Source organism: Streptomyces sp. Tu6071, assembly GCF_000213055.1.
In the GTDB taxonomy this organism is placed as follows: domain Bacteria; phylum Actinomycetota; class Actinomycetes; order Streptomycetales; family Streptomycetaceae; genus Streptomyces; species Streptomyces evansiae.
Map to the genome: position 1 here is coordinate 1304626 of NZ_CM001165.1, position 26533 is coordinate 1331158.

The following is a 26533-nucleotide window of genomic DNA, read 5'->3' on the forward strand; positions in this document are numbered from 1 at the left end:
CGCGACGAGGGCCATGTGCGACGCAACGGGGGCACACGTGGCGAAACGGCCGCCACACACCCGAAACAGCGGGACGCGCCCCGCCACCTCGACCCCAGTACCCCAGCACCCCGGCACCCCAGCACCCGCGCCGCGTCGCCGCGAGCGGTCAGGCGGCACGCAGGATGGTGAGGGCCGTGTCCATGAAGTCGCGCAGGAGGGGGTCGCGGGCGTGGGCGTGGGTGGCGAGGACCGTTTCGACGCCGGGGATGCCGGGGACGTCGAGGTAGGCGAGGTCGGGGCGGTAGTAGGCGTGGGCGACGCCGACGGGGACGAGGGCGATGCCACGCGTGCCGGAGGCGAGGAGTTCGAACTTCTCCTCGGCCGAGGCGGTGCGGCGGATGGACGGCCCGGACCGCTCCACGCCGTCGAGGTCCTCGGGGGTGAGGTGCGCGCGTGAGGCGAGCGGGTGGGTGACGGGCAGGCAGGCGACGCGGCGTTCGTGGCCGATGGGCACGGTGCGCAGCCCGGTGTCGTCGAAGGGGCGGCGCAGGTAGGCGGCCTGGGCGCGGCCGTCGCGCAGCGGGGCGTCCGGTTCCCACCAGGGTGCGGGGACGACGTCGGTGGGGACCTCGGGGTGGCGCGCGGCGAAGGCGCGGAGCGCGTCCGCGACGTGCAGGCCCGGCGAGAAGGCGACGGCGAGGCGCCGGGTGCCGAGGTCGGCGTCCTTGACGCGCCGCAGCGCGGTGTCGGCGGCGGCGAGGAGGCGCCGGGCCTCCTCGTGGAGCTGGGCGCCGGCCGCCGTGAGGGCGACGGCGCGGGTGGTGCGGACGAGGAGCGCGCACTCCAGCTCGGCTTCGAGTGCCTTGATCTGACGGCTCAGCACCGGCTGGGTGATGTACAGCTCCTCGGCGGCACGTCCGAAGTGCAGGTGCTCGGCGACGGCGGCGAAGTACCGGAGCTTGCGCAGATCCAGATCCATGCCTGCAAGGTATCAATCGCCGGGAAGAGCATTGGACCGGTCCGGAGGCCGCGCCGAGACTCGACGCATGATCGTCATCACCTCACCGACCGGCCGCATCGGCCGCTCCCTCCTCCCCCTGCTGCTCGACGAGGCGCCCGCGCGCGGCGAGCGACTGCGCGTCGTGGTGCGCGACCCGGCGCGGCTGCCCGCCGGGGTGCGCGACCGCGTCGAGGTCGTCGTGGGTTCGCACCGCGAGCCGGACGTCGTGGACGAGGCGTTCGCGGGCGCCGACGCGGTGTTCTGGCTCGTGCCGCCGGACCCGCGCACGGCGGATCTCGACGCGGCGTACGCGGGGTTCACGCTCGCGGCGGCGGGCGCGTTCGCGCGGCGGGGCGTCGGGCACGTCGTCGGCGTGTCGGCGCTCGGGCGCGGCACGCCGTTCGCGCGGCACGCGGGCCATGTGACGGCCTCGCTCGCGATGGACGACCTCATCGCGGGCACGGGCGTCGCCTACCGGGCGCTCGCGAACCCGACCTTCATGGACAATCTGCTGCCGCAGGCGGCGCGGATCAGGGACGAGGGCGTGTACGCGAACGTGGTGCGCGCCGACGTCGCCGCGCCGCTCGTGGCGGTGCGGGACATCGCGGCGGTAGCCGCGCGGCTGCTGCTCGACCGCTCGTGGTCGGGGGCGGGCGAGGTGCCGGTCCTGGGGCCCGAGGACCTGTCGGCGCGGGAGATGGCGGCCGTCATGACGGAGGTGCTCGGCCGTCCGGTGCGCTACGAGCGGCAGTCGGAGGCGGACCTGCGGGCGGTGCTCGGCGGCGCGGGCGCGGGCGCGGCGATCGTCGAGGGCTTCGTCGCGATGCTGCGGGCGAAGGAGGCGGGACTCGACGCGGGAGTGGGGCGGACTCCTGAAACCGCGAGCCCGACGAGCTTCCGCACGTGGTGCGAGGAGGTCCTGGAACCGGCTGTGCGCGCGTGAGGGGGCGCACGGGAACGTACCCGTCGCGGCAATCCAACAGATTCAGACAAGAACTCCAGGAGAGGAATAAAGAAAGCAACAAATATTGACGGAACCGCGCAACGGTTCTACGTTCCCGGTCAGCCAGACGGCTCAGCGAACTCGCCGCCCCCATCGGCCTGTTCGTCCCCCCTCCTCTCCGGGAGCGCCCATGCGCGGCAGACCCCGTACCTTCCCGTCCCGTCCCTCCTCGCCCGAGGCCACCGTCCGGCGCGCGCGCCGCGCGGTGGCCTCGGTCCTCGGCGTCCTCGGGCTCCTGCTCGGGGCGCTGCTCGCCCTCCCGGCGCCCGCGCAGGCCGCCGGTTCCCTGCCCTGCGACCTGTACGCGACGGGCGGCACCCCGTGCGTCGCGGCGCACAGCACGACCCGTGCGCTCTTCTCCGCGTACAACGGGCCGCTCTACCAGCTCACGCGGGCCTCGGACCGTGCCACGAGCGACGTCGGGACGCTCGCGGCGGGCGGGTACGCGGACGCGGCCCACCACGACGCCTTCTGCGCGAACACGTCCTGCTCGATCACGAGGATCTACGACCAGACCACGCGTCACAACGACCTCTTCGTGGGCCCCGCGGGGACGGCGGGCGGCGCCGACCGGGGCGCGGACGCGAGCGAGATCGCGGTGACGGCGGGCGGCCACAAGGTGTACGGGATCTGGGGCACGCCCGGCGTGGGCTACCGCTCGCACGGCGCGGCCTCGGGGACGGCGGTGAACGGGCAGCCCGAGGGCGTGTACATGGTCGCGAGCGGCACGCACGTGGGTTCGGACTGCTGCTTCGACTACGGGAACGCCGAGTCCACCCCGGCCGACACGGGCAACGGGCACATGGACGCCGTCTCGATCGCCACGACGTGCTACTTCGCGCCGTGCTCGGGCAGCGGTCCATGGGTCGAGGCCGACCTGGAGAACGGCATGTTCCAGGGCGACAACGGCTCGAACACCGCGAACAAGGGGAACGCCACCCCGTACGTCACCGCCGTGCTGAAGAACGACGGGCAGACGAAGTACGCGCTCAAGGGCGGTGATTCCACCGCGGGCGGGCTGACGACGTGGTGGGACGGGCCGCTGCCGACCCGCGCGGGGTACCGGCCCATGAAGCAGGAGGGCGGCATCATCCTCGCGACCGGGGGCGACAACAGCAACCGGAACATGGGCACGTGGTTCGAGGGCGCGATGGTCTCGGGCTACCCGGGTGACGCGACCGAGAACGCGGTGCAGGCGAACATCGTCTCGGTCGGCTACCGCGGGCAGACGAGCGTCCCCAACGGCCCGCAGGGCACGATCACGGGCCCCGGCGGCCAGTGCGTGGACGTCGCGGCGGACGACACGGGCACGAACGGCACCGCCGTACAGCTGTGGAACTGCCAGTCGTACGCCGAGGACCAGCACTGGGAGCACCGCGCCGACGGCTCGCTCGCGACGCTCGGCCGCTGCCTCGACATCAACGGCAACGGCACGGCGGGCGGCACCGAGGTCGAGCTGTGGGACTGCGACGGCGCGGGCGGCCAGAAGTGGGTCCAGCAGGCGGACGGCTCGCTGCGCAACCCGCAGTCGGGACGCTGCCTCGACTCGCCGAACGGCGCGACCGCCAACGGCACGCGGCTGCGGATCTGGGACTGCAACGGCGCGGCGGCGCAGAAGTTCGCCGTGAACGGCGGGGCGCCCGTCAAGGGGCCCGGCGGCAAGTGCGCCGACGTGGCCGCCGACGACAGCGGGACGAACGGCAGCGCCGTGCAGCTGTGGGACTGCCAGTCGTACGCGGCCGACCAGCACTGGGCGCTCGGCCAGGACGGACGGCTGCGCACGCTCGGCCGCTGCCTCGACATCACGGGCAACGGCACGGCGAACGGCACGCAGGTCCAGCTCTGGGACTGCGGCGGCGCGGGTGGCCAGGTCTGGCAGCAGCAGGCGGACGGCTCGCTGCGCAACCCGCAGTCCGGGCGCTGCCTCGACTCACCGGACGGCGCGACCGCCAACGGCACACGGCTGCGGATCTGGGACTGCAACGGAAGCGCGGCGCAGAAGTTCGCACTCGGCTGAGCGGGCGACGCCCCCGCGCGGGTGGGGGACCGCGCCGCAGGCGGCCCCGGCGCCGGTAAGCGGCCCCGGTCCCCCGTACCGGCGAAACCCTCACCCGCTCCCCGGACAGGCCCCGGACGGCTCCCCCCGTCCGGGGCCTCAGCGCGTCTCGTGCCCGGCATCCGAGGGGCTGGTGTCCGAGTGCCCCACGGCGCCCCCGTTCCCGGCGCCCCCGTCCCCGGCGCCCCCGTTCTCGGGGTCCGCGCTGGTGTTGTGGGCGTGGACCCCGAGCACGCGGGGCCTCCTCGCGGTCGCCCGTGCGGGTACCGGAGCACGTGGCGCCCTGAAGTCCGCCCGTCGGCCGGGCGTCCCGGACAGCCGACCGGTCGGCGGATCTCTCCTCAACGCTCCTTGGCGCGCTGCTCGTTGACGTGCCGCAAGTAGTTGTAGACGGTGAAGCGCGAGACGCCGAGGGCGGCGGCGACGGTCTCGACGCCGTGCCGCACCGTGAACGCGCCGCGCGCCTCCAACTGCCGCACGAGGTCCTGCTTGGTCCGGCGGTCGAGCGCGGCGAGGGGGCCGTGGACCCGTTCGAGCCCTTCGACGATCCGGTCCAGGCTGTCGTCCCCGAGGCCGGGCAGCCGCACCGCGACGACCTCCTCGCCCTCCCAGCGCAGCACGACGTCCTCGGGCGCGGCGGCGGCCGGGGCGAGCAGTTCCCCGCCCATCGCGTCGACGAGCGGACGGACGGCTTCGAGAAGCGGGTGCGGCACGGGTTTCTCGGCGGAGGGCACTGGCCCCTCGTGGCGCGGTACGGGCCTCTCGTGGCGCGGTACGGGCCCCTCGGCGGGCGGCACCGACCCCTCGTGGCGCGGTACGGGCCTGGGCGCGCTCACCGCTCGTCCTCCGCGATCACGCTGACCTGGAGCGAGACGCGGTCGGCGCCCGCGTCGATGGTCGTGCGGAGCAGTTCGGTGACGGTCGCGACGACGTCCTCGGCGCTGCCCTCGGCCGTGTTGCCGAAGGGCCCGACGTCGATGCCTTCGAGCGGCGCGGCGCGCAGCACCTCGCGGGCGACGAGCGCGTGCCGGGGCGCCTGTTCGAGGTCGAAGGGCTCGGTGGTGAACTCGACCCGCAACCGCATGAGACGCCTCTCGCCGTGGCCGCGCGTCCCCGCTCGGGGCCGCCGCAGCGACCCTAGCCGACGGGCCCGGAGCGGGGCGCGGCACGGGGAGCGGCCGGGCGGGGGCCCCGCCGGGGCACGCGCGGGAGCCGCACGCGGGTCCGCCCTGTCACCCCAACTCCCGGCGGGGCGGCGGTGAACGGGAGGATGATGGGGGCACGCCCCGTACGCAGCGGGGCGCCCCTCGTACGCCCGCGCGTTGCCGTGCGCGCGGCCTGTCCGTCAAGGTCCTGGAGCACGTCATGGCCTCCGTCGCCGTCACCTGCCCGGTCTGCCGCCGCGTCGGCAGCCACCTCCCGCCCGAGCTGCCCTGCGCCTGCGGGGTGCCGGTGGTCCTGCCGCTCGTGGACGGCGGCATGGGCGAGCCGGTGGAGCGGCGCGACTGGGCCGAGGAGTGGCTCGCGGTGCGGTGCGTGGCCTGCGCGCGGACGACCCGGTGGCCACGGCCCGAGTACGGCTGCCCGTGCGGGACGCTGCTCCGGCTCGCGGTCGACGGGGGCGGCGCCCCCGGGACCGTACCGCTCGCGCGGCAGCCGGGCACGCTCGTGCCGATCCGCTCGGCGCGGGACGCCGTGACGGCGGCGGCGCTGCACCTCGGGCGGCTCGGCCACGGCGAGATACACCGGGCCGCGCAACCGGCCCCGGCGGGCGTCGCGCTCGCCGCGCGCGGGCTGCTCGCCCACGTCGAGCCGAGCCGTCGGCGCCTGACGGTGCGGGACGTGGAGTGCCTGTGGCTCGCGGCGCTCGCCGCCGGTGCCGACCCGGTGGGTTTCACCCGGGGCGGCCCCGAGCCCGAGGCGGCCGAGAGCGCGGCCCGGCTCGGGGTGCCGCTCTTCGCGCTGGAGGCGACGGGCCTCGTCCGGCCGCTGAACGAGGCGGCGGAGCGGCTGGGGCACGCGTAGGCGGTACGGCGCCTCCGTGCGCGACGGCTTCACGCGGGGCGCCGTACCGCGCCGCTCAGGCGTCCCCGTCCCCGTACGTCTCGCGCAGTTCGATCTTCCGTACCTTCCCCGAGACCGTCATCGGGAAGGTGCCGAGGACTTCGACGCGGCTGGGGATCTTGTAGGAGGCGAGGCGGTCGCGGCAGAAGGCGCGGATCTCGTCGAGCGTGGGCGCGTCGGCGGGGTCGCGCGGGATGACGCAGGCGAGGACGGACTCGCCGTAGCGCGCGTCGGGGACGCCGACGACCTGCACGTCGGAGATCTTCGGGTGGGTGTAGAGGAACTCCTCGATCTCGCGCGGGTAGATGTTCTCGCCGCCCCGGATGATCATGTCCTTGATGCGGCCCGCGATCTCGACGTAGCCGTCCTCGCGCATGAGGGCGAGGTCCCCGGTGTGCATCCAGCGCCCGGGGTCGACGACCTCGGCGGTGCGCTCGGGGTCCTCCCAGTAGCCGAGCATGACGGAGTAGCCGCGCGTGCACAGTTCGCCCTGCGTGCCGCGCGGCACGGTGACGCCGCTGACGGGGTCGACGACCTTGACCTCCAGGTGCGGCAGGACGCGGCCCACGGTGCCGGTGCGGTGTTCGAGGTCGTCGTCGGCGCGGGTCTGGCAGGAGACGGGCGAGGTCTCGGTCATGCCGTAGCAGATGGAGACCTCGGCCATGTGCATCTCGGCGACGACGCGTTTCATGACCTCGACGGGGCAGGGCGAACCCGCCATGATCCCCGTGCGCAGCGAGGTGAGGTCGAAGGAGCCGAAGTCGGGGAGGTTCAGCTCCGCGATGAACATCGTCGGCACCCCGTACAACGCGGTGCAGCGCTCCTTCTCGACGGCTTCGAGCGTCGCGCGCGCCTCGAAGGACGGCGCGGGGATGACGATGCAGGCGCCGTGCGAGGTGGCGCCGAGGTTGCCCATGACCATGCCGAAGCAGTGGAAGAAGGGAACGGGCAGGCACACGCGGTCACGTGGCGTGTAGCCGATCGTCTCGCCCACCCAGAAGCCGTTGTTGAGGAGGTTGTGGTGGGAGAGGGTGGCGCCCTTGGGGAAGCCCGTGGTGCCGGAGGTGTACTGGAGGTTGACGGGGTCGTCGCAGGACAACTCCGCCTCGCGCGCGTGCAGTCGTGCGAGCGGGATGTCCGCGCCCGCGTCGACGAGGGCGTCCCAGCTCGGGTCGCCGATGTAGACGGTCTCGCGCAGTTCGGGGCACTCGGGGCGCACCTCGTCGACGAAGGCGCGGTAGTCGGTGTCGCGGTGGCGCAGCGAGGCGACGAGGAGCTGGGTGCCGGACTGCCGCAGCACGTAGCCGAGTTCGTGGGCGCGGTAGGCGGGGTTGATGTTGACGAGGACGGCGCCGACGCGGGCGGTCGCGTACTGGAGCATGACCCACTCGGCGCTGTTGACGGCCCAGATGCCGACCCGGTCGCCCTTGAGGACGCCGCGCGCGAGGAGGCCGCGCGCGAGGCGTTCGACGGCCTCGCCGAAGGTGGAGTACGTCCAGCGACGGCCGCTCGGGACGTCGACGAGGGCTTCGCGGCCGGGGTGGGCGGCGATGATCCGCGCGAGGTTCTCGCCGATCGTCTCGCCGATGAGGGGCGTCGTCGAGGTGCCGTGCGCGTACGAGGGCGCGGTCAGGGGGCCTGTGGTGGTCATCGGTGGTCCTCCTCGCGGTACTCGGCCTCGGAGCCGCTCGCGGTCGCCTCGCGGAGTTCGACGCGGCGGATCTTGCCGGAGATGGTCTTGGGCAGCGGGCCGAACTCCAGTCTGCGCAGGCGTTTGTACGGGGCGAGGACGGCGCGCGAGTGGGCGAAGAGGAGCTTCGCGGTCGCGGCGTCCGGGGCGTACCCCTCGGCGAGGACGATGTACGCCTTGGGGACGTTGAGCCGTACGGGATCGGGCGCGGGCACGACGGCCGCCTCGGCGACGGCGGGGTGTTCGAGCAGCGCGCTCTCCAGCTCGAAGGGGCTGATCTTGTAGTCGCTCGCCTTGAAGACGTCGTCGGCGCGGCCCACGTAGGTGAGGTAGCCGTCCTCGTCCCTGGCGCCGATGTCGCCCGTCCGGTAGTACCCGCCGGCCGTCGCCGCGGAGGTGCGTTCCTGGTCGCCGTGGTAGCCGCGCATGAGGCCGACGGGGCGGGCCGAGAGGTCGAGGCTGATCTCGCCCTCGGTGGCGCCCGGTGCGCCGGTCACGGGGTCGAGGAGTTCGATCGTGAAGCCGGGGCTGGGGCGGCCCATGGAGCCGGGCTTGAGGGGCTGGCCCGGGGAGTTGGCGACGGCGACGGAGGTCTCGGTCTGGCCGAAGCCGTCGCGGATCGTGACGCCCCAGGAGCGGCGCACGTGCTCGATGACCTCGGGGTTGAGGGGTTCCCCGGCGGCGACGACGGAGCGCGGCGGGGTCTTGAGGCCGCTCAGGTCGGCCTGGATGAGCATGCGCCACACGGTGGGCGGGGCGCAGAAGCTCGTGACGCCCGCGCGGTCCATCTCGGCCATGAGGCGGCCCGCGTCGAAGCGCGTGTAGTTGAAGATGAAGACGGTCGCCTCGGCGTTCCACGGTGCGAAGAAGTTCGACCAGGCGTGCTTCGCCCAGCCGGGCGACGAGATGTTGAGGTGGACGTCCCCCGGGCGCAGCCCGATCCAGTACATCGTCGAGAGGTGGCCCACCGGGTAGGAGAGGTGGGTGTGCTCGACGAGTTTGGGGCGGGCGGTGGTACCGGAGGTGAAGTAGAGCATGAGGGTCTCGTCGGAGCGGGTGGGGCCCTCGGGGACGAACGCGGCGCTCGCGGCGGCGGCCTCGGCGTAGTCGTGCCAGCCGGGGACGGGCGCGCCGACGGCGACGCGGGTCCAGTCGCCGGGGACCTGCGCGAACTTCTCCAGGTCGGTGGAGCGGGCGACGACGTGGCGCACCTCGCCGCGCTCGACGCGGTCGCGCAGGTCGAGGGGGCCGAGGAGCGTGGTCGCCGGGATGACGACGGCGCGCAGCTTCATCGCGGCGAGCATGAGTTCCCACAACTCGGCCTGGTTGCCGAGCATGAGGAGGACGCGGTCGCCCGGGGCGACGCCGAGGCCGCGCAGCCAGTTCGCGGCGCGCGCGGAGCGCAGGGACAGTTCGGCGAAGGACAGTTCCAGGCGCGAGCCGTCCTCCTCGACGATGTGGAGCGCGGTGCGCTCGTTGCCCTCGGCGATCCGGTCGAACCAGTCGAGCGCCCAGTTGAACAGCTCGGGGCGGGGCCACGCGAAGCCGGCGTGGGCCGCCGCGTAGTCCTCGCCGTGGCGGAGGAGGAAGTCGCGGGCGGCGCGGAAGGCGGCGGTCGCGGCGGGTTCGCCGTCTCCGGGGGCCGGTTCACCGGGCGGGGCGGCGGGGGGCGTTGCCGACATGTGTCCTCCAGGTTGCGAAACCACTCGTACTCATCGTGAGATGCGTGACACAGGTCTCACTACCCCCGTTCGGGGGTGGGGGGCGCGGATGGCACGCTGAGCGGCACCTGCGGGACGGAGGACGGTCATGGCGGGGCACACGGGAGTACGCGGCGCGGGGCGGGACGCGGAGTGGGCGGCGGACGCGGCGGAGATCCGGGCGGCGCTCCTGCGGCTGCGGCGCGCCACCGGGCTGCCGGTCGCCTTCGGCGGGCCGCTCGTCGGCGCGGGGGCCACGCGGGTGCGGATCGGCGAGCTGAGCGGTACGGCGACGGCGGCGCTCGACGGCCTCGCGGTCTCGGCGGGCAACGGCCTGGGCGGCAAGGCGATCACGCTGACGCGCCCCTGCACGGTCACCGACTACCGCGTGGCGCGTTCCATCAGCCACGAGTACGACACGCCGGTGGCGGCGGAGGGCCTGCGCTCGGTCCTCGCGGTGCCCGTCGTGGTGCGGCGGCGGGTACGGGCGGTGCTGTACGGGGCCCTGCGCGCGCCGCAGCCGCTCGGGGACCGCACGCTGCGCGCGGCGGTCGAGGCGGCGCGCGACGTGGAGCAGACGCTGGTGGTCAGGGACGAGGCGCGGGCCCTCGCGGCGGCGGGCGGCGAGGCGGCGCGCGCGGGGTCCTGGCAGGAGGTACGGGACACGGGCGCCCACCTGCGCGGCCTCGCCGACCGCCTCACGGACCCGGCGCTGCGGGCCGAACTCCTCGGCGTGTGCGCGCGCCTCGCGGCGGCGGACGCCGGGCCGCCCCGCGACACGCAGGCGCCGCCGCTGACCCCGCGCGAGGTGGAGGTCCTGGTGATCGTCGCCGAGGGCGCGACCAACGCGGCGGTCGCGAGCAGGCTCGGGCTGCGCCCGGAGACGGTGAAGGCGTACCTGCGGGCGGCGATGCGGAAGCTGGGCGCGCGCACGCGCGGCGAGGCGGTCGCGGTGGCGCGGCGAGCGGGGGTCGTGGCGTGAGGGGGACGCGGGCGGGGGCGCGGGTCTCCGGGGCGAGCGCGTCGGCAGGCGTCGTCGCGAACGCCCCGGCGGGCGGCGGCGGGCGGCCCGGACCGGGGCGGTTGTCAGACCCTCGTCCTACGGTGGTCCCCACCTGAACGGGAGGAGGCCGTCGTGGCCGGGGAGACGGTGGGGGTGGAGGGGACGGACGCGCGGAGCGGGGAGCGGGTGGACCCGGAGGTGTCCGTGCTGCGCGAGGCGCTGCGCGCGCAGCGGGCGCACGTGCTCGGGGCGCTGGAAGGGCTCGGTGAGGAGGAGTTGCGGCGCGGGGTGCTGCCCTCGGGGTGGTCGTGCCTCGGGCTGTTGCGGCACCTCGCGCTCGACGTGGAGCGGTTCTGGTTCCGGGGCGTGCTCGCCGCCGATCCGGAGGTCGTGGCCGCCGTGACGGGGACGACGGCGGGTGACGACGCGTGGCGGCCCGCGCCCGGGGACAGCGGGGAGAGCCTGCGGGCGCTGTACCGGGCGGAGGCCGCGCGCGCGGACGCCGTGCTCGCGGGGCTCGGGGCCACGGAACCGCCCGCGTGGTGGCCGGGCGAGCTGTTCGGCTCGTACCGGCTGCACACCGTCCGCGAAGTGCTCGTGCACGCCCTCACGGAGACCGCCTGCCACGCGGGGCACGCCGACGCCGTACGGGAGTTGCTCGACGGAAGGCAATGGCTCGTCCTGGACGGCTGAGCCCCGCTACTGTCGTCTCCCGGACCGCGCGAGCAGGAGAGACATCCATGGCCGAGATCCACCGCACGACCCTGACCCCGAGCAAGCTCGAACTGCTCGCCGTGTGGCTGCCGAAGCAGCCCTGGTACCAGGGCGGGGGCGGTCCCGCCGAGCTGGAGAAGGCCGGGGGCTTCCGGCTCGACGACCCGGCGGGCGAGGTCGGGATCGAGTTCATGGCGGTCACCGACCGGGCGGGCGCCGAGGTCGTCACGTACCACGTGCCGCTGACCTACCGGGGCGCGCCGGTCGACGGGCTCGAAGCGGCGCTCGTCGGGACGAGCGAGCACGGCGTGCTCGGCAAGCGCTGGGTGTACGACGGAGCGCACGACGCGGTGCTGTGCGCCCAGTTGCTCGCGCTCGCGCGGGGGACGGCCGAGGCGCAGGCGCAGAGCCTGAGCGACACGCCGGACCCGAGCGTGCACGGCCGCTGGGACGGTCCGCTGCCCGAGGGCGAGGCGCGTCCGAGCGGGGTCGTGTCGGGGCCCGAGGGCACGTCGACGACGCTGTGCGAGGGGCGGCTGCTGCTCCGTACGCACCGGGTGCTGCGGGCGGCCGACGCGGAGTTCCCGCCGGGGCTCGTCGGGTACGTGAGCGGCCTCGCGCCCGCCGACCTCTCGGCGCGGTCCCTGTACGCCTCCTTCCACCTGCCGACCTCCTGACGCACGGGCACGCGCACACGCTCCTCGCGAGCACGCCGGAAGCGCCCGGAGCCCGCTCGTCCACAGCTTCCGCCACTGCTTCGGGCCGGGCGCCGAGCCGGGCGCGTCGTACCGCGCCGAGACGCCGCGCGCCCGGCCCTCACACCCCTGACCCCGCCCGGTCCCGCCGGTGGATCGGCGCGGGTGAGCCGGTGAGCGGGGCGCCCGTGGCGCCGTGGCGGTGGGCGACGATCTCGGCGGCGATGGACAGGGCCGTCTCCTCGGGGGTGCGGGCGCCCAGGTCGAGGCCGATCGGGGAGCGCAGCCGGGCGAGTTCGGCCTCCGTGAGCCCCTCGGCGCGCAACCGGCGCAGGCGGTCCTCGTGGGTGCGGCGCGAACCCATCGCGCCGACGTAGGCGACGGGCAGCCGCAGGGCGCGGGCGAGGAGGGGGACGTCGAACTTGGCGTCGTGCGTGAGGACGCACAGGACGGTGCGCGCGTCGGTGGGGGTCCGGTCGAGGTACGTGTGGGGCCAGGCGACGACGAGTTCGTCCGCGTCGGGGAAGCGGGCCCGGGTCGCGAAGACGGGGCGCGCGTCGCACACGGTGACGTGGTAGCCGAGGAAGGACCCGGCGCGGGCGAGCGCCGCCGCGTAGTCGATGGCGCCGAAGACGATCATGCGGGGCGGCGGGACGCTCGACTCGACGAGGAGTGTGACGGGCCGCCCGCAGCGCGAGCCGTCCGCTCCGATCGTCACGGTGCCGGTGCGCCCGAGGGCGAGCAGCGCCGCGGCCTCGGCGGCGGCGGAGCGGTCGAGTTCCGGCGGGCCGCCGCAGCCGCCCCGTACCGTGCCGGAGCCGTCCACGACGAGGGGGCGGCCGAGGAGCGCGGGCGGCCCCTCGACGACGCGGGCGAGTGCGCGCGGGGCGCCGTCGGCGACGGCGGCGAGGACGTCCCCGTACAGCCGTGCCGCCGCGCTCCCCGGCCGGACCGGGACGACGAGGACATCGATGACCCCGCCGCAGGTCAGGCCGATGGCGAAGGCGTCCTCGTCGCTGTAGCCGAAGCGCTCGGCGAGCGGGCGGTCCTCGGCGAGCGCCGCGCGGCACAGCTCGTACACCGCGCCCTCGACGCACCCGCCGGAGACCGAGCCGACCGCCTCCCCCGCCGCGTCGACGGCGAGCGCCGCGCCGGGCGGGCGGGGCGCGCTGCCGGTGACGGCGACGACGGTGGCGACGGCGAAGGCGCGGCCTTCGGCGGCCCACCGGCGCAGGGTGGGGGCGAGGTCGAGCATGGCGGTCTCCGAGAGGGGTCAGTCCACGAGGTGTTCGGGGCGTACGGGGGTGCGATCGAGCGCGCGGCCCGTCGCGGCGCGGATCGCCGCGAGGATCGCGGGCGTGGAGGAGAGCGTGGGGGCCTCGCCGATGCCGCGCAGGCCGTAGGGGGCGTGGGCGTCGGCGAGTTCGAGGATGTCGAGGGGGATCGTGGGCGTGTCGAGGATGGTGGGGATGAGGTAGTCCGTGAAGGAGGGGTTGCGGACCTTCGCCGTGACCGGGTCGACGAGGATCTCCTCCATGACGGCGATGCCGAGCCCCTGCGTGCTGCCGCCCTGGATCTGGCCCTGCACGGAGAGCGGGTTGAGCGCCTTGCCGACGTCCTGGGCGCAGGCGAGTTCGACGACTTTGACGAGACCGAGTTCGGTGTCGACCTCGACGACGGCGCGGTGCGCGGCGAAGGAGTACTGGACGTGCCCCTTGCCCTGTCCGGTGCGCCGGTGGAAGGGCTCGGTGGGGCGGTGGCGCCACTCGTCCTCGATCTCGACGCTCTCGTCCCCCAGCACGTCGGCGAGGCTCGCGAGGACTTCGCCGCTGTCGGTGACGACCTTGCCGTCCTCCAGGAGGAGTTCGGCGTGCGCCCAGGCGGGGTGGTACGTGCCGAACTTGACGCGGCCGAGGTCGAGCACGCGCTCCCGGACGAGTCCGCACACGTGTTTGACGGCACCGCCCGTCATGTAGGTCTGGCGTGAGGCGGACGTCGATCCGGCCGAACCCACGCGGGTGTCGGCGGGGTTGATGGTGACCTGGGTGACGCCGAGTTCGGTGCGGGCGATCTGGGCGTGGACGGTGACGCCGCCCTGGCCGACCTCGGCCATCGCGGTGTGGACGGTCGCGACGGCCTCGCCCGCGATGCTCTCCAGGCGCACGCGCGCGGTCGAGTAGTCGTCGAAGCCCTCCGAGAAGCCGACGTTCTTGATGCCGACCGCGTAGCCGATGCCCCGCACGACGCCTTCGCCGTGGCTGGTGTTCGACAGTCCGCCGGGCAGGTGCCGCACGTCGGCGCCCTCGCTGGACTCCCACTGGCGTTCGGGCGGCAGGGGGCGGGCCTTGACGCGGCGCAGGAGTTCGGCGACGGGCGCGGGCGAGTCGACGACCTGCCCGGTCGGCATGACGGCGCCCTGCTCCATCGCGTTGAGGCGCCGGAGCTCCACGGGGTCCATGCCGAGCGCGGCGGCGAGCTTGTCCATCTGCGCCTCGTAGGCGAAGCACGCCTGCACGGCGCCGAAGCCGCGCATCGCGCCGCACGGCGGGTTGTTGGTGTAGAGGGCGAGCGTCTCGATCTCGACGTGGTCCACGACGTAGGGGCCCGCGCCGAGCGAGGCCGCGTTGCCGACGACGGCCGGGGACGAGGAGGCGTAGGCGCCGCCGTCGAGGACGATGCGCGCCCTGAGGTGGGTGAGCTTGCCGTCGCGGGTCGCTCCGTGCTCGTACCAGAGCCTGGCGGGGTGGCGGTGGACGTGGCCGAAGAAGGACTCGAAGCGGTTGTAGACGATCTTGACGGGTTTGCCGGTGCGGAGCGCGAGGAGGCAGCCGTGGATCTGCATGGACAGGTCCTCCCGGCCGCCGAAGGCGCCGCCGACGCCGGAGAGGGTCATGCGGATCTTCTCCTCGGGCAGGCCGAGGACGGGGGCGATCTGGCGGAGGTCGGAGTGGAGCCACTGCGTCGCGATGTAGAGGTCGACGCCGCCGTCCTCGGCGGGCACGGCGAGCCCGGACTCGGGGCCGAGGAACGCCTGGTCCTGCATCCCGAAGTGGTACTCGCCGCGCACGACGACGTCGGCGCGCCGGGCCGCCTCGCCGACGTCGCCGCGCACGATCGGCTGGCGGTGGACGATGTTGGGGTGCGGGACGTGCCCGGCGTGGTGGTCGGCGCGGCCCTCGTGGAGGAGCGGGGCGCCCGGCGCGGTGGCGGACGCCTCGTCGGTGACGACGGGCAGTTCGCGGTAGTCGACGCGGATCTTCGCGGCGGCGCGGCGCGCGGTCTCGGGGTGGTCGGCCGCGACGAGCGCGACGGGCTCGCCGTGGTGGCGGACGCGGCCGTGGGCGAGGACGGGCGTGTCCTGGATCTCCAGTCCGTAGTGACGCACGGCGGTGGGCAGGTCGTCGTACGTGAGGACGGCGTGCACGCCGGGGGTGGCGAGGGCTTCGGCGGTGTCGATCGAACGGATCTCGGCGTGCGCGTGCGGGGAGCGCAGCGTGTGACCCCACAGCATGTCCTCGTGCCACATGTCCGAGGCGTAGGCGAACTCGCCCGTGACCTTGAGGATGCCGTCGGGGCGCAGCGTCGACTCGCCGATGCCGCCGGGGGTCGTGGTGCCGGGGCGGCCCTGGGTGAGGTGGGTGGGGACGCCGGTGGGGGTACGGGGGGTGGTCACCGGGCCTCCTCGGTACGGGTACGGGTGCGGGTCACCGGGCCTCCTCCGTGCGGGCCGTGTCCTGGCGGGCGGCGGCGAGGCGGACGGCGTCGAGGATCTTCTCGTAGCCGGTGCAGCGGCACAGGTTCCCCGACAGGGCCTCGCGGATGTCGGCGTCGCTGGGCGAGGGGACGCGTTCGAGGAGGTCGTCGGCGGCGACGAGGAGCCCCGGGGTGCAGAAGCCGCACTGGACGGCGCCCGCGTCGACGAACGCTTGCTGGACGGGTGAGAGCGCGGGGCCGCCCGGCTCGCGGGGGCTCGCCTCCCAGCGGCGCGGGTCGTCGGACGGGACGGCCGCGGGGTCCGCGCCCGTGCGCCTGGCCGCGTACTCCGCGAGTCCTTCGACCGTGTCGACGCGCCGGCCCTCCGCCTGTCCGGCGGCGACGAGGCAGGCGCAGACGGGCACCCCGTCGAGCCGGACGGTGCAGGAGCCGCACTCCCCCTGCTCGCAGGCGTTCTTGGAGCCCGGCAGGCCGAGGCGCTCGCGCAGCACGTACAGGAGCGATTCGCCCTCCCACACGTCGTCGGCCTCCTGGCGCCGTCCGTTGACGACGAGGTTCACGCGCATGATGCTCCGTTCCGGCGCTGCTCGGTGCCGAGGGCCTGCCAGGCCCAGGTGAAGGTGCGGCGGGCCATGACGCCGACCGCGTGCCTGCGGTAGGCGGCCGAGCCGCGGACGTCGTCGATGGGGTTGCAGGCGCCCGAGGCGAGCTGCCCGAACTGCCGCAGCGCCGCCTCGCCCGGCGCTCTGCCGGTCTCCCAGCAGCGCTCCTCGTCGAGTACGGAGGTGAGGAACTCCTCGGCGGCCTTCGCGCGCACGGGGGTGGGCGCGGCCGAGCCGATCCCGGTGCGCAGCGTGCGCCGGTCGGGGTGGAGCGCGAGGCTGAAGGCGCACACGGCGATGACCATGGCGTTGCGCGTGCCGACCTTCGAGAACTGCTGGGGACCGCGCGCGGCGGGCAGGTGGATCGCGCGGATCAGTTCGTCGGGCGCGAGGGCGTTGCGCTTGACGCCGGTGTAGAAGTCGTCGACGGGGACGCGGCGCGTGCCCCGTACGGAGGCCACCTCGATGTCGGCGCCCGAGGCGAGGAGCGCGGGGTGCGCGTCCCCGGCGGGCGAGGCGGTGCCGAGGTTGCCGCCGACGCCGCCCCGGTTGCGGATCTGCGGCGAGGCGACGGTGTGCGCGGCGCGCGCGAGGCCGGGCAGCTCGGCGGACAGCTCGGTCATGATCCGCGTGTACGGGACCGAGGCGCCGAGGCGTACCGTGTCCCCGTCCCGTTCCCAGGCGCTCAGCACGGCGACGCGGCCGAGGTCGATGAGGTGGGCGGGCCTGCGGTGGTCGAAGTTCAGCTCGACCATGACGTCGGTGCCGCCCGCGAGCGGGACGGCGGCGGGGTGCGCGGCCTTCGCGGCGAGCGCCTCCTCCCAGCTGGCTGGTCTCAGGAACTCCATGCGGACTCCATGCGGGTCTCTCCCGGTCGGTCGTGCGGCCGGAAGGAGGGGGCGGTCGGGTTGCGGTCGGGCGGGCTCCCGTACGGCCGTACCACGGGTGCGCCCAGTGAAGCGGTGACAGGGCCGATCCGCACAGTCACCGAACCCATGAACGAATTGGCTGTCCAGGGGCCTCGTCTTGTAGATTCATATGAAGAATGAGGGCGTTTAACTTCGCTGTTTCGCCCAGGAAACCCACACGGATCGGCGGCGAGGACATGCGGCTGCGCGCACTGCTGGAGAGCGGCACGCTGGGGCTCCGGCTGCTCGGCGGCGCCGAGGAACTGGACCGTACGGTGCGCGGGGTCATGACGACCGATCTGCGCGACCCGAGCCGCTACCTCTCGGGCGGCGAGCTGGTCCTCACGGGGCTCGCCTGGCGGCACGCGCCCGAGGACTCCGAGTCCTTCGTGCGGATCGTCGCGGAGGCGGGCGTCGCGGCGCTCGCGGCGGGCGAGGCGGAGCTGGGCCCCGTCCCCGAGGACCTGGTCGCGGCGTGCGCCCGGTACCGGGTCCCGCTCTTCTCGGTGAGCGAGTCCGTCGCCTTCGCGACGATCACCGAGCACATCGTGCGGCAGGTCTCGGGCGAGCGCGCCGGGGACCTCGCCGCGGTCGTGGACCGGCACCGCAAGCTCATGACGGGCGGCCCGGCGGGCGGCCCCGGCGCGGTGCTCGACCTGCTGGGCAACGACCTCGACCTGCACGCCTGGGTGCTCTCGGCGACGGGCCGCGAGCTCGCCGGCTCGGCACGTACGGGCGCGCCCGCGCTCGCCCCCGAGGTCCGCGAGACCCTCGCCTCCGCCCGCCTCGACGCCGTACGGACCGGACGGCTCGGCGCGCAGCGCGTCACCGTCGGCGACACCGTCTACTCGCTCTTCCCCGTGCACTCCACGACACCGAGCCCCCTGGACGCACGCCGGGCCGGGCTCGGCCAGTGGGTGCTCGCCGTCGCGGCGGACGCCTCCGACTGGCCCGCCGAGCGGCGCGAACTGCTCGACGGGGTCACCCAGCTCATCGCCGTCGAGCGCGACCGCAGGGACGCGGGGCGCTCGGTACGGCGGCGCCTCGCGGGCGAGGTCCTCGACCTCGTGCAGAGCGGCGCCCCGGCCGCCGAGACCGCCGCGCGCCTGCGCGCCGCCGGCCCGCTCCTGCTGCCGGGCGCGAGCAGCGCCCCGTACTGGCAGATCGTCGTCGCCTCCGTCGAGTGGGAGGGCGAGACACCCTCCGAGACGACGGGCCGCCTCGCGCGCGGCCTCCTGGAGGAAGTGCTCGCGGGGAGTACGGGCGCGCGGGGCCGCGCCGCGGCGGACGGGCCCCCCGAGCCGGCGGCGACGGACCTGACGGGCCCGGAGGGCGAGGACGAGGCGGCGGACCGCGCCGCCGTCACACAGCTCGGCGCCGAGGCCGTCGCCCTCGTGCCGCTGCCCGCGCGCTCGGGGGACGAGGAGCACGCGGGCGCCGAGCTGGACGCGGCCGGCCTCGTGGGCCCCGCGGGCGCGCCGCTCGCGGCGGGGCTGGGCGCGGAGGGCAGGCTCACGCTCGGCGTGAGCGCGGCAGTGCACTCCGCCGAGGGCCTGCGCGGCGCCCTGGAGGAGGCCCGCCACGCGCGCCGCGTCGCGGCGGCCCGCCCGGGGCCCGTCACCGCGGCCGGGCACCAGGAACTCGCCTCGCACGTGCTGCTCCTCCCCTTCGTGCCCGACGACGTGCGCCGCGCCTTCACGGCCCGGCTCCTCGACCCACTGCGCGTCTACGACCGCCGCCACCGCGCCGAGCTGATCCCCACCCTGGAGGCGTTCCTCGACAGCGACGGCTCCTGGACGCGCTGCGCGGCCCGGCTCCATCTGCATGTGAACACCCTCCGCTACCGGGTGGGCAGGATCGAGCAACTGACGGGGCGTGACCTGTCGCGTCTGGAGGACAAGCTGGACTTCTTCCTGGCGCTGCGGATGAGCTGAGGACGGGACGCGGGCGGGCGCGACGGCCCCGCCGCAGGCGATCCGGACGCCTCGTACCCCGGCGGTCCGGGACCGTCGCGCCCCGGGCGGTCCGGGACCGTCGCGCCCCGGGCGGTCCGGGACCGTCGTGCCGTGGCGGATACGGGACCGCGCGCCGCGATTGATCCGGGGCCGTCGCGCACCGGCGGAGGCCCGGCCTCCGCCGTTCCCTCGCAGGTCGGGCGGTACGGGGGCGCGTGGGGCTCGCGAAGGGGGCCCGACACGCGCCCGGCGCGTTTGTGAAAACTTTCACCCACCCCCTTGGCGGCCCGCCGCCCGCCGTGCTGAGATGCACGTCACAGCTCACCGGCGCGCGTGATGTGAGGAGGGGACTGTGGCGGACACCGCCATGCCTTGGTCCGTATCGACGTCGAAGCCGGGACCTGCGGGGGAGACGGAAGTGTTCGACCGGTCGGTGTGGCGGCTGCGGTCACGCGGGTGCTGGACCGAGGCGGTCTCTCTGCTCACCCCGCTCCCCGGAGCGGAAGCCGCACTGCGGCGCAGCGAACTCCTCGCGGAGCGCTGCCTGTACACGGGCGAGGGCTGGGCGGAGGCGGAGGACGCGCTGCGCGCGGCCGAGGCGCTCGCGCACAGTGACGACGAGCGCGGCACGGCCGCGTGCGAACGCGGCCACCTCGCCTACCTCTCCACCTCGCTCGGAATCAGGGACCGCGCCGACGAGGCGAGTTCGGCGCTCGGCCGGGCGGCGGCACTGCTCGCCCCCGGCTCCCCGCACCGCCCGCTCCTCGACTACCGGCGCGGCCTCATCGCCGAGCACCTCGCCCACGCGCCCCAGCCCGCCCGCGCGGCCTACCGCCGCGCCCACGCGGGCGCCACGGCCCACGGCGACCGCTTCCTCCTCGCCCGCACCTGGTACCGCCTCGCCGAACTCGCGCTGCGCGAGGGCGAGGTGGCCGAGGCCCGGCACGGCTTCACGCAGAGCCTGGCCCTGCGCGAGGCCCTGGGCGACCTCGTCGGCACACCCCCGACCCTCGCCGCCCTCGCCGACACCGCCCCGGAACCGGAGGCGGAACGGCTCCGCACCGAGGCGCGGAGGCTGTGGCGGCTCCTCGGCGGGGTGCCGAGGCTGCTGGAGGGGCGGCTGGGGGTGGAGTGACGCGGGTGGAAGGACGCCGGGTGGAAGGACGGCGGGGGGAGTGACGGCGGGTGTCGGTCCGGGAGCAGCGAACCGAGCCGCCCGTCTCAGCCCCGTTCCCTGCCCCGGCCCCGCCCGCCTCGACCCCGTTCCGCCCGCCTCGGCGCCGCCCCCTCGGCCCCGCCCCCTCAGCTCCGCCCGCTCTCAGCCCCGCACGCCCAGGTGCCCCCGCAGGACCGTCGCCAGCGTCGCCGTGTCGGCCCGTTCGATGGCGTCGAGGAGCGTCGCGTGCTGCGCCGCCTCCTCGGCCCAGGACCGCGCGGTGCCGGCGCGCGGGCTCCCCGCGCGGCGGTGGAGCGCGTCGGCGACGCGGGTCAGCTGGGGGTTCCCGTGCAGGCTGAGCAGCGCCGTATGGAAGGCGCGGTCCGCCTCGGCGTAGCCGGTGCGGTCGCCCGTGCGGGCCAGCTCCTCGGTCCGCCTTGCGAGCGGGCGCAGCTCGGGGGGCAGCGCGGGCAGCGTCGCGGCGAGCCGCGTGAGGACGGGCAGCTCGATGAGGAACAGCACCTCGGCGAGCGCTGCCGCGTCGTCGGCGGTGCGGGCGAGGACGCGGAAGCCGCGGTTGGGCACCGTCTCGACGGCGCCCTCGGCCGCGAGCCGCTGCATCGCCTCGCGTACCGGCGTCGCCGAGACCCCGTACCGCTCCCCCAGCGCGGGCGCCGAGTAGACCCGGCCCGGCTCCAGCTCGCCCGAGTCGAGCGCGGTCCGCAGCGCGTCGAGCACCTGGCCGCGCACCGAGGTGCGGCGCAGGGGGGTACGAGCGTGGCCCGGGTGGTCCTGTCCGTGCGCGGCCCCGTGCGCGGGGTCGGCGGGGTGCGCGGGGCCGGGGCGTGCCGGACCGCCCGGACGCGGTGCGCCCGTACCGCCGCTCCGCGCCGCGCCACGCCCGCGCGCGTCGCCGATCCCGTCTTCACCCGGACGGCGGGGCGGGGGGACGCGCTCCTCGGCCCGGTCCGCCGGGTGCGGCCCTCGGGGGGCCGGTTCGCGTTCCACGGGGCCTTCCTCCGTACCGCTCGGGTGTGCGTGCTCGCGGCGTGCGGGCTCCGCGCGCTTTCAGCACGATAGAGGCAGAGGGCGCCGGTTCCCATCCCGATCACTTCCGGTAAGGTAAGGCTTACCTGTAAATCCCGGTTTTTCGACGTGCGATTCGGTGGTCCGCGCATGCTGCACTCCCCCCAGCTCTCCGCCCTCCCGGTGCCGGTCGCGGTCGCCTCGCCGGTCGGCGCCGCGTGGGAGCGCCTGGCCGAGGTGTTCCCCGAACTGCGGGTGACCGAGCTGGCGGCGGACGAGCCGGGGCCCACGGGGGGCGACTGGGTGAGCGCGGCGGGACTCGCCGCCGCGGGCGCCGAGCTGGACGGGTACCTGCGCTGGGACCACGAGCAGATCGAGCGCGACTACGGGCGCACGCCGCGTCCCGACGTCGTCGCGAGCTTCGGCTTCCACCGCTACGCGTGGCCCGCCTGCCTGCTCATCACGCTGCCGTGGCTCCTGGTGCGCCGCGTGCCCCGGTACGGCGCGGGCGACGTGTACTTCGACCGTCCCCGCTACCGCATGACGGTCCGCGCGGTGCCCTTCGCCTGCCTGCCCGACGACCCCGAGGCCGGGCACCCGCTCGCGGTCGTCGTGCCGGACGAGGACGCGCTGCGCGCCGAGGTGCGGGACGCGGTGGCCGCCCACCTCGGGCCGCTGCTCGACGGGATCGGCCCGCGCATGCGCCGCCGGGGCCGGGCGCTGTGGGGCATGGTCACGGACGAGATCGTCGAGGGCCTCGCGTACATGGGGGAACTCCTCGGGGACCAGGCGCGCACGGCCGCCGAGCTGGAGGCGCTGCTGCCCGGCACGATCAAGCCGTACGTGGGCACGCCGGGCTTCCGCGAGCTGACCGGGCCCGACGGCGAGAGGCTGCCGACCAGGGACCGTGTGAGCTGCTGCCTGTCGTACACGCTGGGGGCCGAGGAGATCTGCGGGACGTGCCCCCGCCTGTGCGACAGCGAGCGCGTCGCCCGTCTCAGCGCCGAACGCGTCGCCGCCGAAGGGGCCGGCGGCGGGGCCGCTCGGGCGGAAGAGGCCGCGGCGGCCTGAGTACGGGTCAGCCCCCGGGGCCCCGTGTCCGCGCCTTTCACCCGCCCCGTTCGCGCCCCGTCGCATTCGCATCGACGCGGCGCGCCCCCGTCACCTCCTCGCGCCTCGGCCGGTTACCCACTCAAGACCGGCTTCACACCAGCGATTTCCGGCCTCGCTCCACCTCTCCCGTCCCTTCCGGAACACGGCAATCAGGACGGACATCGCGGCCCCGCGTTCCCACATGCAACCATTTCACGCCCGCTCACCCTTACGAGTATTCTGTCTCGCACGGAACTCCCTGTCTTCGCGCAAGAGTTCGAGCAGGTCGACGCTATCCGGTGCCCGGTACCCCCCATTGGCGTCCAGTTGCCCGGAAACCACCTGACGGCCCTTCGGCATGCGCCACGATGGCGCCCGAAAGGCCCTACCGACGCAAGGGACCCCCCTGATGAGAATGACCGACATATCGCTGGACTGGCTCGTACCCGGCGCCGTACTGCTCCTGGGCATGCTGGCGGCGGTTGCGGTGCTCACCCGCGGCAGGCGGGCCGGGGCGAAGGCGGCGGCGGCCGAGGACTCCTGGGAACGCAGCGAGGAGCGCCGCCGCCGCAAGGAAGCGGTCTACGGCAGCGCCTCCTACGTCCTCCTCTTCTGCTGCGCGGCCGTCGCGGCGGCGCTCTCCTTCCACGGCCTGGTCGGCTTCGGCCGCCAGAACCTCAACCTCTCCGGGGGCTGGGAGTACCTGGTGCCCTTCGGCCTGGACGGGGCGGCGATGTTCTGCTCCGTCCTCGCCGTGCGCGAGGCGAGCCACGGCGACGCGGCGCTCGGTTCGCGACTGCTCGTGTGGACCTTCGCGGGCGCGGCGGCCTGGTTCAACTGGGTGCACGCGCCGCGCGGCACCGGTCACGCGGGTGCCCCGCAGTTCTTCTCCGGAATGTCGCTCTCGGCCGCCGTGCTCTTCGACCGCGCCCTCAAGCAGACCCGCCGCGCGGCGCTGCGCGAGCAGGGCCTGGTGCCGAGGCCGCTGCCGCAGATCCGCATCGTGCGCTGGCTGCGCGCCCCGCGCGAGACCTTCGGCGCCTGGTCGCTCATGCTGCTGGAGAACGTGCGCAGCCTGGACGAGGCCGTCGAAGAGGTACGGGACGACAAGCGCCAGAAGCAGGTGGGCCGTCAGCGCGACCGCGAGCAGGCGCGCCTGAAGAAGGCTCAGCTCAAGGCGATCAGCCGCAGCACGCGTGGCTGGGGCGGGCGCGGGGGCGGCCGGCAGGTCGACGTGCAGCAGGCCATGGCCGGTCTGGGACAGGTCGACTCGGACCCCGCCATACCGGAAAGCGAGCAGTTGCCTTCCGGGCGGCCCTCCTTGCAGGCCCTCACCACGAAGACTGACGCGGCGTCCTCTCCGGAGGAGCCTGCCAAAGGAGCCGTTGTCGACCTGACGGCCGAGGACGACACCCAGGCCCTGCCCCGGCTCGACAACCTGGAGCGCAAGCTGAAGGAGATGGAGCGGCAGTTCGGCTGAGCCGGCACCGCGGCACAGATCTCCTCGCGGGGCGGCCCGCACCCTCCCCGGGTGCGGGCCGCCCCGCGTCGTACACCCCTGGCCGGGCCCCGCGCCGCAAGGCCCGCCCCGGCCGACCCGGCTAACCGGGCCCCGCCGCCCCCGTCTCCAGCTCGAACCACACCGCCTTGCCCGCGCCCACCGCCCTGACCCCCCACGCGTCCGCGAGGCTCTGCACGAGGCCAAGACCGCGACCGCCCGTGTGCTCCTCCGGGACGGCGGTACCGGCCCGGGGCACCCCCTTGGCCCGGTCGCGCACCTCGACGCGGAGCCGGCCGCGCCGGACGACGGCCGTGAGGACGGCGTCGTCGGCGGTGTGCACGAGGGCGTTGGTGACGAGTTCGCTCGTGAGCAGCTCGGCGGTGTCGGCGCAGGACGCCTCCTGGCCGTGCCGGTCGAGGAGTTCACGCAGCGCGTGCCGCGCCTCGCCGACCGCGCGCAGATCGGCGCGGGCGAGCTTTCTCGTGAGCCGGTGCCCGCGCGGCGGGCGGCGCGGGAGCACCCGCCGGGCACTCGCCCCCCGTCCGAGCGGGCCGCGCCGTTCGGTCCTGTGCCCGTCCATCTACCGCTCCACCCCCGTGACGGACCACTCCGCCGGTCGGCCCCGCCCCGGCACGCTTCCGGGCACGGGGTCTGCGAACACCACCTCGACGACGCTGTCGACTCTCGTCACATGTCTTCATGTCACGAACGTGTATACGAGGACCATGCCCGCTTAGTCCGTACCTGACGCCTCCTCGGCGTGCCCACGACGAAACCCTGACGCACACGGCCGAAACCGCGCGCCGGGCGCAGGGGGCCGCCCCGCGCGGGAGCGTGCGCGGGGCGGCGGGAGCGCGCGGTCGGACCGGGCGGCGGAGGGCTCAGGGGCGGGGCACGTTGCGGAGGTTGGAGCGGGCCATCTGGAGCATGCGGCCGACGCCGCCGTCGAGGACGACCTTGCTCGCCGAGAGCGCGAAGCCCGTGACCATGTCGGCGCTGATCTTCGGCGGGATCGAGAGCGCGTTGGGGTCGGTCACGACGTCGACGAGGGCCGGGCCCTTGTGCGCGAAGGCGTCGCGCAGGGCGCTCTCCAACTGCTTGGGCTTCTCGACCCGTACCCCGTAGGCACCGGCCGCGCGGGCGACGGCGGCGAAGTCCGGGTTCTTGTTGGTCGTCCCGAAGGACGGCAGCCCGCCCACCATCATCTCCAGCTCGACCATCCCGAGCGACGAATTGTTGAAGAGGACGACCTTCACCGGGAGGTCGTACTGCACGAGGGTGAGGAAGTCGCCCATGAGCATCGAGAAACCACCGTCCCCCGACATCGAGACGACCTGCCGGTTCCGGTCGGTGAACTGCGCGCCGATCGCCTGCGGCAGCGCGTTGGCCATCGAGCCGTGCCGGAAGGAGCCGATGATGCGGCGGTGGCCGTTGGGGGTGATGTACCGCGCCGCCCACACGTTGCACATGCCCGTGTCGACCGTGAAGACGGCGTCCTCGGCGGCGATCTCGTCGAGGACGGAGGCGACGTACTCGGGGTGGATCGGGGTGTGCTTCTCGACCTTGCGCGTGTACGCCTTGACGACGCCTTCGAGCGCGTCGGCGTGCTTCTTGAGCATCTTGTCGAGGAAGCGGCGGTTCTCCTTCGGCTTGACGCGCGGCAGCAGGCAGCGCAGCGTCTCGCGCACGTCGCCCCACACCGCGAGGTCGAGCTTGCAGCGGCGCCCGAGGTGCTCGGGGCGGATGTCGACCTGGACGATCTTGACGTCCTTGTCGGGCAGGAAGGGCGTGTACGGGAAGTCCGTGCCGAGCAGGATCAGCAAGTCGCACTCGTTGGTCGCCTCGTAGCAGGCCCCGTAGCCGAGCAGCCCGCTCATGCCGACGTCGTACGGGTTGTCGTACTGGATGTACTCCTTGCCGCGCAGCGCGTGCCCGACCGGGGCCTTGATCTTCTCCGCGAGTTCCATGACCTCGGGGTGCGCGCCCGCCGTCCCTGCGCCGCAGAAGAGCGTGACCCGGTTCGCGCCGTCGATGAGCGCGGCGAGCTTCTCGATCTCGTCGTCGCCGGGGCGCACCGTGGGCTGCTCGGTGATCATCGCCTGCTCCGTGGCCCGCTCGGGCGCGTCGTGCGAGGCGACATCGCCCGGGAGGGTGACGACGCCGACGCCGCCCTGACCGACCGCGTGCTGGATCGCGCTCTGGAGGACGCGCGGCATCTGCGCCGCGTTGGAGATCATCTCGCTGTAGTGGCTGCACTCCGTGAAAAGGCGCTCCGGGTGGGTCTCCTGGAAGTAGCCGAGACCGATCTCGCTGGAGGGGATGTGCGAGGCGAGGGCGAGCACGGGCGCCATGGAGCGGTGGGCGTCGTACAGCCCGTTGATGAGGTGCAGGTTGCCGGGGCCGCACGAGCCCGCGCAGGCGGCGAGCCTGCCGGTGATCTGGGCCTCGGCGCCGGCGGCGAAGGCGGCGGTCTCCTCGTGGCGGACGTGGATCCAGTCGATCGCGGAATTGCGGCGGATCGCGTCGACCACGGGGTTGAGGCTGTCCCCGACCACGCCGTACAGCCGCTGGACGCCCGCGCGGACGAGGACGTCGACGAACTGCTCGGCTACGTTCTGCTTGGCCATGGCACTCGCACCCCTTCTGTGCTCCGTGGGTCCATGAAGTCACAG

Annotated in this window: 23 protein-coding genes; 10 read left to right on the forward strand and 13 right to left on the reverse strand. The window is 74.7% G+C overall.

Annotated elements, in window-relative coordinates; all coding sequences use genetic code 11:
- Window positions 1–148 precede the first annotated feature (148 nt).
- Entirely contained in the window at window positions 149–961 is an 813-nt protein-coding gene (locus tag STTU_RS05410; protein WP_007820559.1) for a LysR family transcriptional regulator, read from the reverse strand.
- A gap of 67 nt (window positions 962–1028) precedes the next feature.
- Here STTU_RS05410 and STTU_RS05415 point away from each other — a divergent pair, with 67 nt between their 5' ends.
- A complete protein-coding gene (locus STTU_RS05415; protein ID WP_007820561.1) occupies window positions 1029–1925 on the forward strand; it encodes an NAD(P)H-binding protein in 897 nt (298 codons plus the stop codon).
- A 190-nt stretch (window positions 1926–2115) separates the two neighbouring features.
- Window positions 2116–4002: an arabinofuranosidase catalytic domain-containing protein gene (locus tag STTU_RS05420; protein ID WP_007820570.1), complete on the forward strand. Its 1887-nt coding sequence runs from the start codon at window positions 2116–2118 to the stop codon at window positions 4000–4002.
- Between the two features lie 138 nt (window positions 4003–4140).
- On the opposite strand, the gene STTU_RS35835 is transcribed toward STTU_RS05420, so the two are convergent.
- The 3 genes from STTU_RS35835 to STTU_RS05430 form a co-directional block, all read right to left on the reverse strand.
- Window positions 4141–4275: a hypothetical protein gene (locus STTU_RS35835; RefSeq protein WP_007820571.1), complete on the reverse strand. Its 135-nt coding sequence runs from the start codon at window positions 4273–4275 to the stop codon at window positions 4141–4143.
- Window positions 4276–4382: 107 nt separating this feature from the next.
- Window positions 4383–4709: a helix-turn-helix domain-containing protein gene (locus STTU_RS05425; protein WP_052862467.1), complete on the reverse strand. Its 327-nt coding sequence runs from the start codon at window positions 4707–4709 to the stop codon at window positions 4383–4385.
- A 164-nt stretch (window positions 4710–4873) separates the two neighbouring features.
- Window positions 4874–5125 carry a hypothetical protein gene (locus STTU_RS05430; protein ID WP_007820576.1) on the reverse strand — a complete coding sequence of 84 codons (252 nt, stop codon included), beginning with the start codon at window positions 5123–5125 and terminating at the stop codon, window positions 4874–4876.
- A 281-nt stretch (window positions 5126–5406) separates the two neighbouring features.
- On the opposite strand from STTU_RS05430, the gene STTU_RS05435 reads away from it, so the two are divergent.
- On the forward strand, window positions 5407–6066 hold the full coding sequence (locus tag STTU_RS05435) for a hypothetical protein (RefSeq protein ID WP_007820577.1): 660 nt from the start codon (window positions 5407–5409) through the stop codon (window positions 6064–6066).
- Window positions 6067–6121: 55 nt separating this feature from the next.
- On the opposite strand, the gene STTU_RS05440 is transcribed toward STTU_RS05435, so the two are convergent.
- Together STTU_RS05440 and STTU_RS05445 are read right to left on the reverse strand one after the other, a co-directional pair.
- Window positions 6122–7756: an AMP-binding protein gene (locus STTU_RS05440; RefSeq protein WP_007820579.1), complete on the reverse strand. Its 1635-nt coding sequence runs from the start codon at window positions 7754–7756 to the stop codon at window positions 6122–6124.
- Window positions 7753–9477 (reverse strand): AMP-binding protein, encoded by a 1725-nt coding sequence (locus STTU_RS05445; RefSeq protein ID WP_043254234.1) that lies wholly within the window; start codon window positions 9475–9477, stop codon window positions 7753–7755. The genes STTU_RS05440 and STTU_RS05445 overlap by 4 nt, the downstream gene beginning before the upstream one ends.
- A gap of 127 nt (window positions 9478–9604) precedes the next feature.
- Between STTU_RS05445 and STTU_RS05450 the strand changes: the two genes are divergently transcribed.
- The 3 genes from STTU_RS05450 (at window position 9605) to STTU_RS05460 (ending at window position 11889) form a co-directional block, all read left to right on the forward strand.
- The gene (locus STTU_RS05450) at window positions 9605–10477 is read left to right on the forward strand and encodes a helix-turn-helix transcriptional regulator (RefSeq protein ID WP_007820583.1); all 873 of its coding nucleotides are present in this window, start codon (window positions 9605–9607) and stop codon (window positions 10475–10477) included.
- Between the two features lie 153 nt (window positions 10478–10630).
- Window positions 10631–11191: a DinB family protein gene (locus STTU_RS05455; RefSeq protein ID WP_007820585.1), complete on the forward strand. Its 561-nt coding sequence runs from the start codon at window positions 10631–10633 to the stop codon at window positions 11189–11191.
- Between the two features lie 47 nt (window positions 11192–11238).
- On the forward strand, window positions 11239–11889 hold the full coding sequence (locus tag STTU_RS05460) for a maltokinase N-terminal cap-like domain-containing protein (protein WP_007820589.1): 651 nt from the start codon (window positions 11239–11241) through the stop codon (window positions 11887–11889).
- A 139-nt stretch (window positions 11890–12028) separates the two neighbouring features.
- Here STTU_RS05460 and STTU_RS05465 read toward each other — a convergent pair whose 3' ends face one another.
- The 4 genes from STTU_RS05465 to STTU_RS05480 are packed head-to-tail and all read right to left on the reverse strand — an operon-like array spanning window position 12029 to window position 17071.
- On the reverse strand, window positions 12029–13162 hold the full coding sequence (locus STTU_RS05465; protein WP_007820592.1) for an XdhC family protein: 1134 nt from the start codon (window positions 13160–13162) through the stop codon (window positions 12029–12031).
- An 18-nt stretch (window positions 13163–13180) separates the two neighbouring features.
- Entirely contained in the window at window positions 13181–15580 is a 2400-nt protein-coding gene (gene pucD, locus STTU_RS05470; protein WP_007820594.1) for a xanthine dehydrogenase subunit D, read from the reverse strand.
- Window positions 15581–15611: 31 nt separating this feature from the next.
- A complete protein-coding gene (locus tag STTU_RS05475; protein ID WP_043254238.1) occupies window positions 15612–16187 on the reverse strand; it encodes a (2Fe-2S)-binding protein in 576 nt (191 codons plus the stop codon).
- Window positions 16178–17071 (reverse strand): FAD binding domain-containing protein, encoded by an 894-nt coding sequence (locus tag STTU_RS05480; protein WP_007820597.1) that lies wholly within the window; start codon window positions 17069–17071, stop codon window positions 16178–16180. The genes STTU_RS05475 and STTU_RS05480 overlap by 10 nt, the downstream gene beginning before the upstream one ends.
- Window positions 17072–17328: 257 nt before the next feature.
- Here STTU_RS05480 and STTU_RS05485 point away from each other — a divergent pair, with 257 nt between their 5' ends.
- Window positions 17329–19065, forward strand: coding sequence for a PucR family transcriptional regulator ligand-binding domain-containing protein (locus STTU_RS05485; RefSeq protein ID WP_043254240.1), 1737 nt, complete (start codon window positions 17329–17331; stop codon window positions 19063–19065).
- 439 nt (window positions 19066–19504) lie between these two features.
- Complete coding sequence (locus STTU_RS05490) at window positions 19505–20221, forward strand: hypothetical protein (RefSeq protein ID WP_007820611.1); 717 nt, start codon at window positions 19505–19507, stop codon at window positions 20219–20221.
- A 183-nt stretch (window positions 20222–20404) separates the two neighbouring features.
- Here the strand turns inward: STTU_RS05490 and STTU_RS05495 are convergent, their stop codons facing one another.
- Window positions 20405–21250: a GntR family transcriptional regulator gene (locus STTU_RS05495; RefSeq protein WP_007820613.1), complete on the reverse strand. Its 846-nt coding sequence runs from the start codon at window positions 21248–21250 to the stop codon at window positions 20405–20407.
- Window positions 21251–21418: 168 nt separating this feature from the next.
- On the opposite strand from STTU_RS05495, the gene STTU_RS05500 reads away from it, so the two are divergent.
- Both STTU_RS05500 and STTU_RS05505 read left to right on the forward strand, forming a co-directional pair.
- A complete protein-coding gene (locus STTU_RS05500) occupies window positions 21419–22339 on the forward strand; it encodes a (2Fe-2S)-binding protein (protein ID WP_007820615.1) in 921 nt (306 codons plus the stop codon).
- A gap of 430 nt (window positions 22340–22769) precedes the next feature.
- The gene (locus STTU_RS05505) at window positions 22770–23840 is read left to right on the forward strand and encodes a DUF2637 domain-containing protein (RefSeq protein ID WP_009069504.1); all 1071 of its coding nucleotides are present in this window, start codon (window positions 22770–22772) and stop codon (window positions 23838–23840) included.
- A 121-nt stretch (window positions 23841–23961) separates the two neighbouring features.
- Here the strand turns inward: STTU_RS05505 and STTU_RS05510 are convergent, their stop codons facing one another.
- Window positions 23962–24441, reverse strand: a complete 480-nt coding sequence (locus tag STTU_RS05510; protein ID WP_007820619.1) for an ATP-binding protein — start codon at window positions 24439–24441, stop codon at window positions 23962–23964.
- 301 nt (window positions 24442–24742) lie between these two features.
- A complete protein-coding gene (locus STTU_RS05515; protein WP_007820621.1) occupies window positions 24743–26488 on the reverse strand; it encodes a pyruvate dehydrogenase in 1746 nt (581 codons plus the stop codon).
- Window positions 26489–26533: the final 45 nt, after the last annotated feature.

Excerpts from the sequence above, each read along its gene's own strand:
- STTU_RS05410 (WP_007820559.1), bottom strand. The coding sequence starts at position 961 with ATGGATCTGGATCTGCGCAAGCTCCGGTACTTCGCCGCCGTCGCCGAG.
- STTU_RS05415 (WP_007820561.1), top strand. The coding sequence starts at position 1,029 with ATGATCGTCATCACCTCACCGACCGGCCGCATCGGCCGCTCCCTCCTC.
- STTU_RS05420 (WP_007820570.1), top strand. The coding sequence starts at position 2,116 with ATGCGCGGCAGACCCCGTACCTTCCCGTCCCGTCCCTCCTCGCCCGAG.
- STTU_RS05425 (WP_052862467.1), bottom strand. The coding sequence starts at position 4,709 with ATGGGCGGGGAACTGCTCGCCCCGGCCGCCGCCGCGCCCGAGGACGTC.
- STTU_RS05430 (WP_007820576.1), bottom strand. The coding sequence starts at position 5,125 with ATGCGGTTGCGGGTCGAGTTCACCACCGAGCCCTTCGACCTCGAACAG.
- STTU_RS05435 (WP_007820577.1), top strand. The coding sequence starts at position 5,407 with ATGGCCTCCGTCGCCGTCACCTGCCCGGTCTGCCGCCGCGTCGGCAGC.
- STTU_RS05440 (WP_007820579.1), bottom strand. The coding sequence starts at position 7,756 with ATGACCACCACAGGCCCCCTGACCGCGCCCTCGTACGCGCACGGCACC.
- STTU_RS05445 (WP_043254234.1), bottom strand. The coding sequence starts at position 9,477 with ATGTCGGCAACGCCCCCCGCCGCCCCGCCCGGTGAACCGGCCCCCGGA.
- STTU_RS05450 (WP_007820583.1), top strand. The coding sequence starts at position 9,605 with ATGGCGGGGCACACGGGAGTACGCGGCGCGGGGCGGGACGCGGAGTGG.
- STTU_RS05460 (WP_007820589.1), top strand. The coding sequence starts at position 11,239 with ATGGCCGAGATCCACCGCACGACCCTGACCCCGAGCAAGCTCGAACTG.
- STTU_RS05465 (WP_007820592.1), bottom strand. The coding sequence starts at position 13,162 with ATGCTCGACCTCGCCCCCACCCTGCGCCGGTGGGCCGCCGAAGGCCGC.
- STTU_RS05475 (WP_043254238.1), bottom strand. The coding sequence starts at position 16,187 with ATGCGCGTGAACCTCGTCGTCAACGGACGGCGCCAGGAGGCCGACGAC.
- STTU_RS05480 (WP_007820597.1), bottom strand. The coding sequence starts at position 17,071 with ATGGAGTTCCTGAGACCAGCCAGCTGGGAGGAGGCGCTCGCCGCGAAG.
- STTU_RS05485 (WP_043254240.1), top strand. The coding sequence starts at position 17,329 with ATGCGGCTGCGCGCACTGCTGGAGAGCGGCACGCTGGGGCTCCGGCTG.
- STTU_RS05500 (WP_007820615.1), top strand. The coding sequence starts at position 21,419 with ATGCTGCACTCCCCCCAGCTCTCCGCCCTCCCGGTGCCGGTCGCGGTC.
- STTU_RS05505 (WP_009069504.1), top strand. The coding sequence starts at position 22,770 with ATGAGAATGACCGACATATCGCTGGACTGGCTCGTACCCGGCGCCGTA.
- STTU_RS05510 (WP_007820619.1), bottom strand. The coding sequence starts at position 24,441 with ATGGACGGGCACAGGACCGAACGGCGCGGCCCGCTCGGACGGGGGGCG.
- STTU_RS05515 (WP_007820621.1), bottom strand. The coding sequence starts at position 26,488 with ATGGCCAAGCAGAACGTAGCCGAGCAGTTCGTCGACGTCCTCGTCCGC.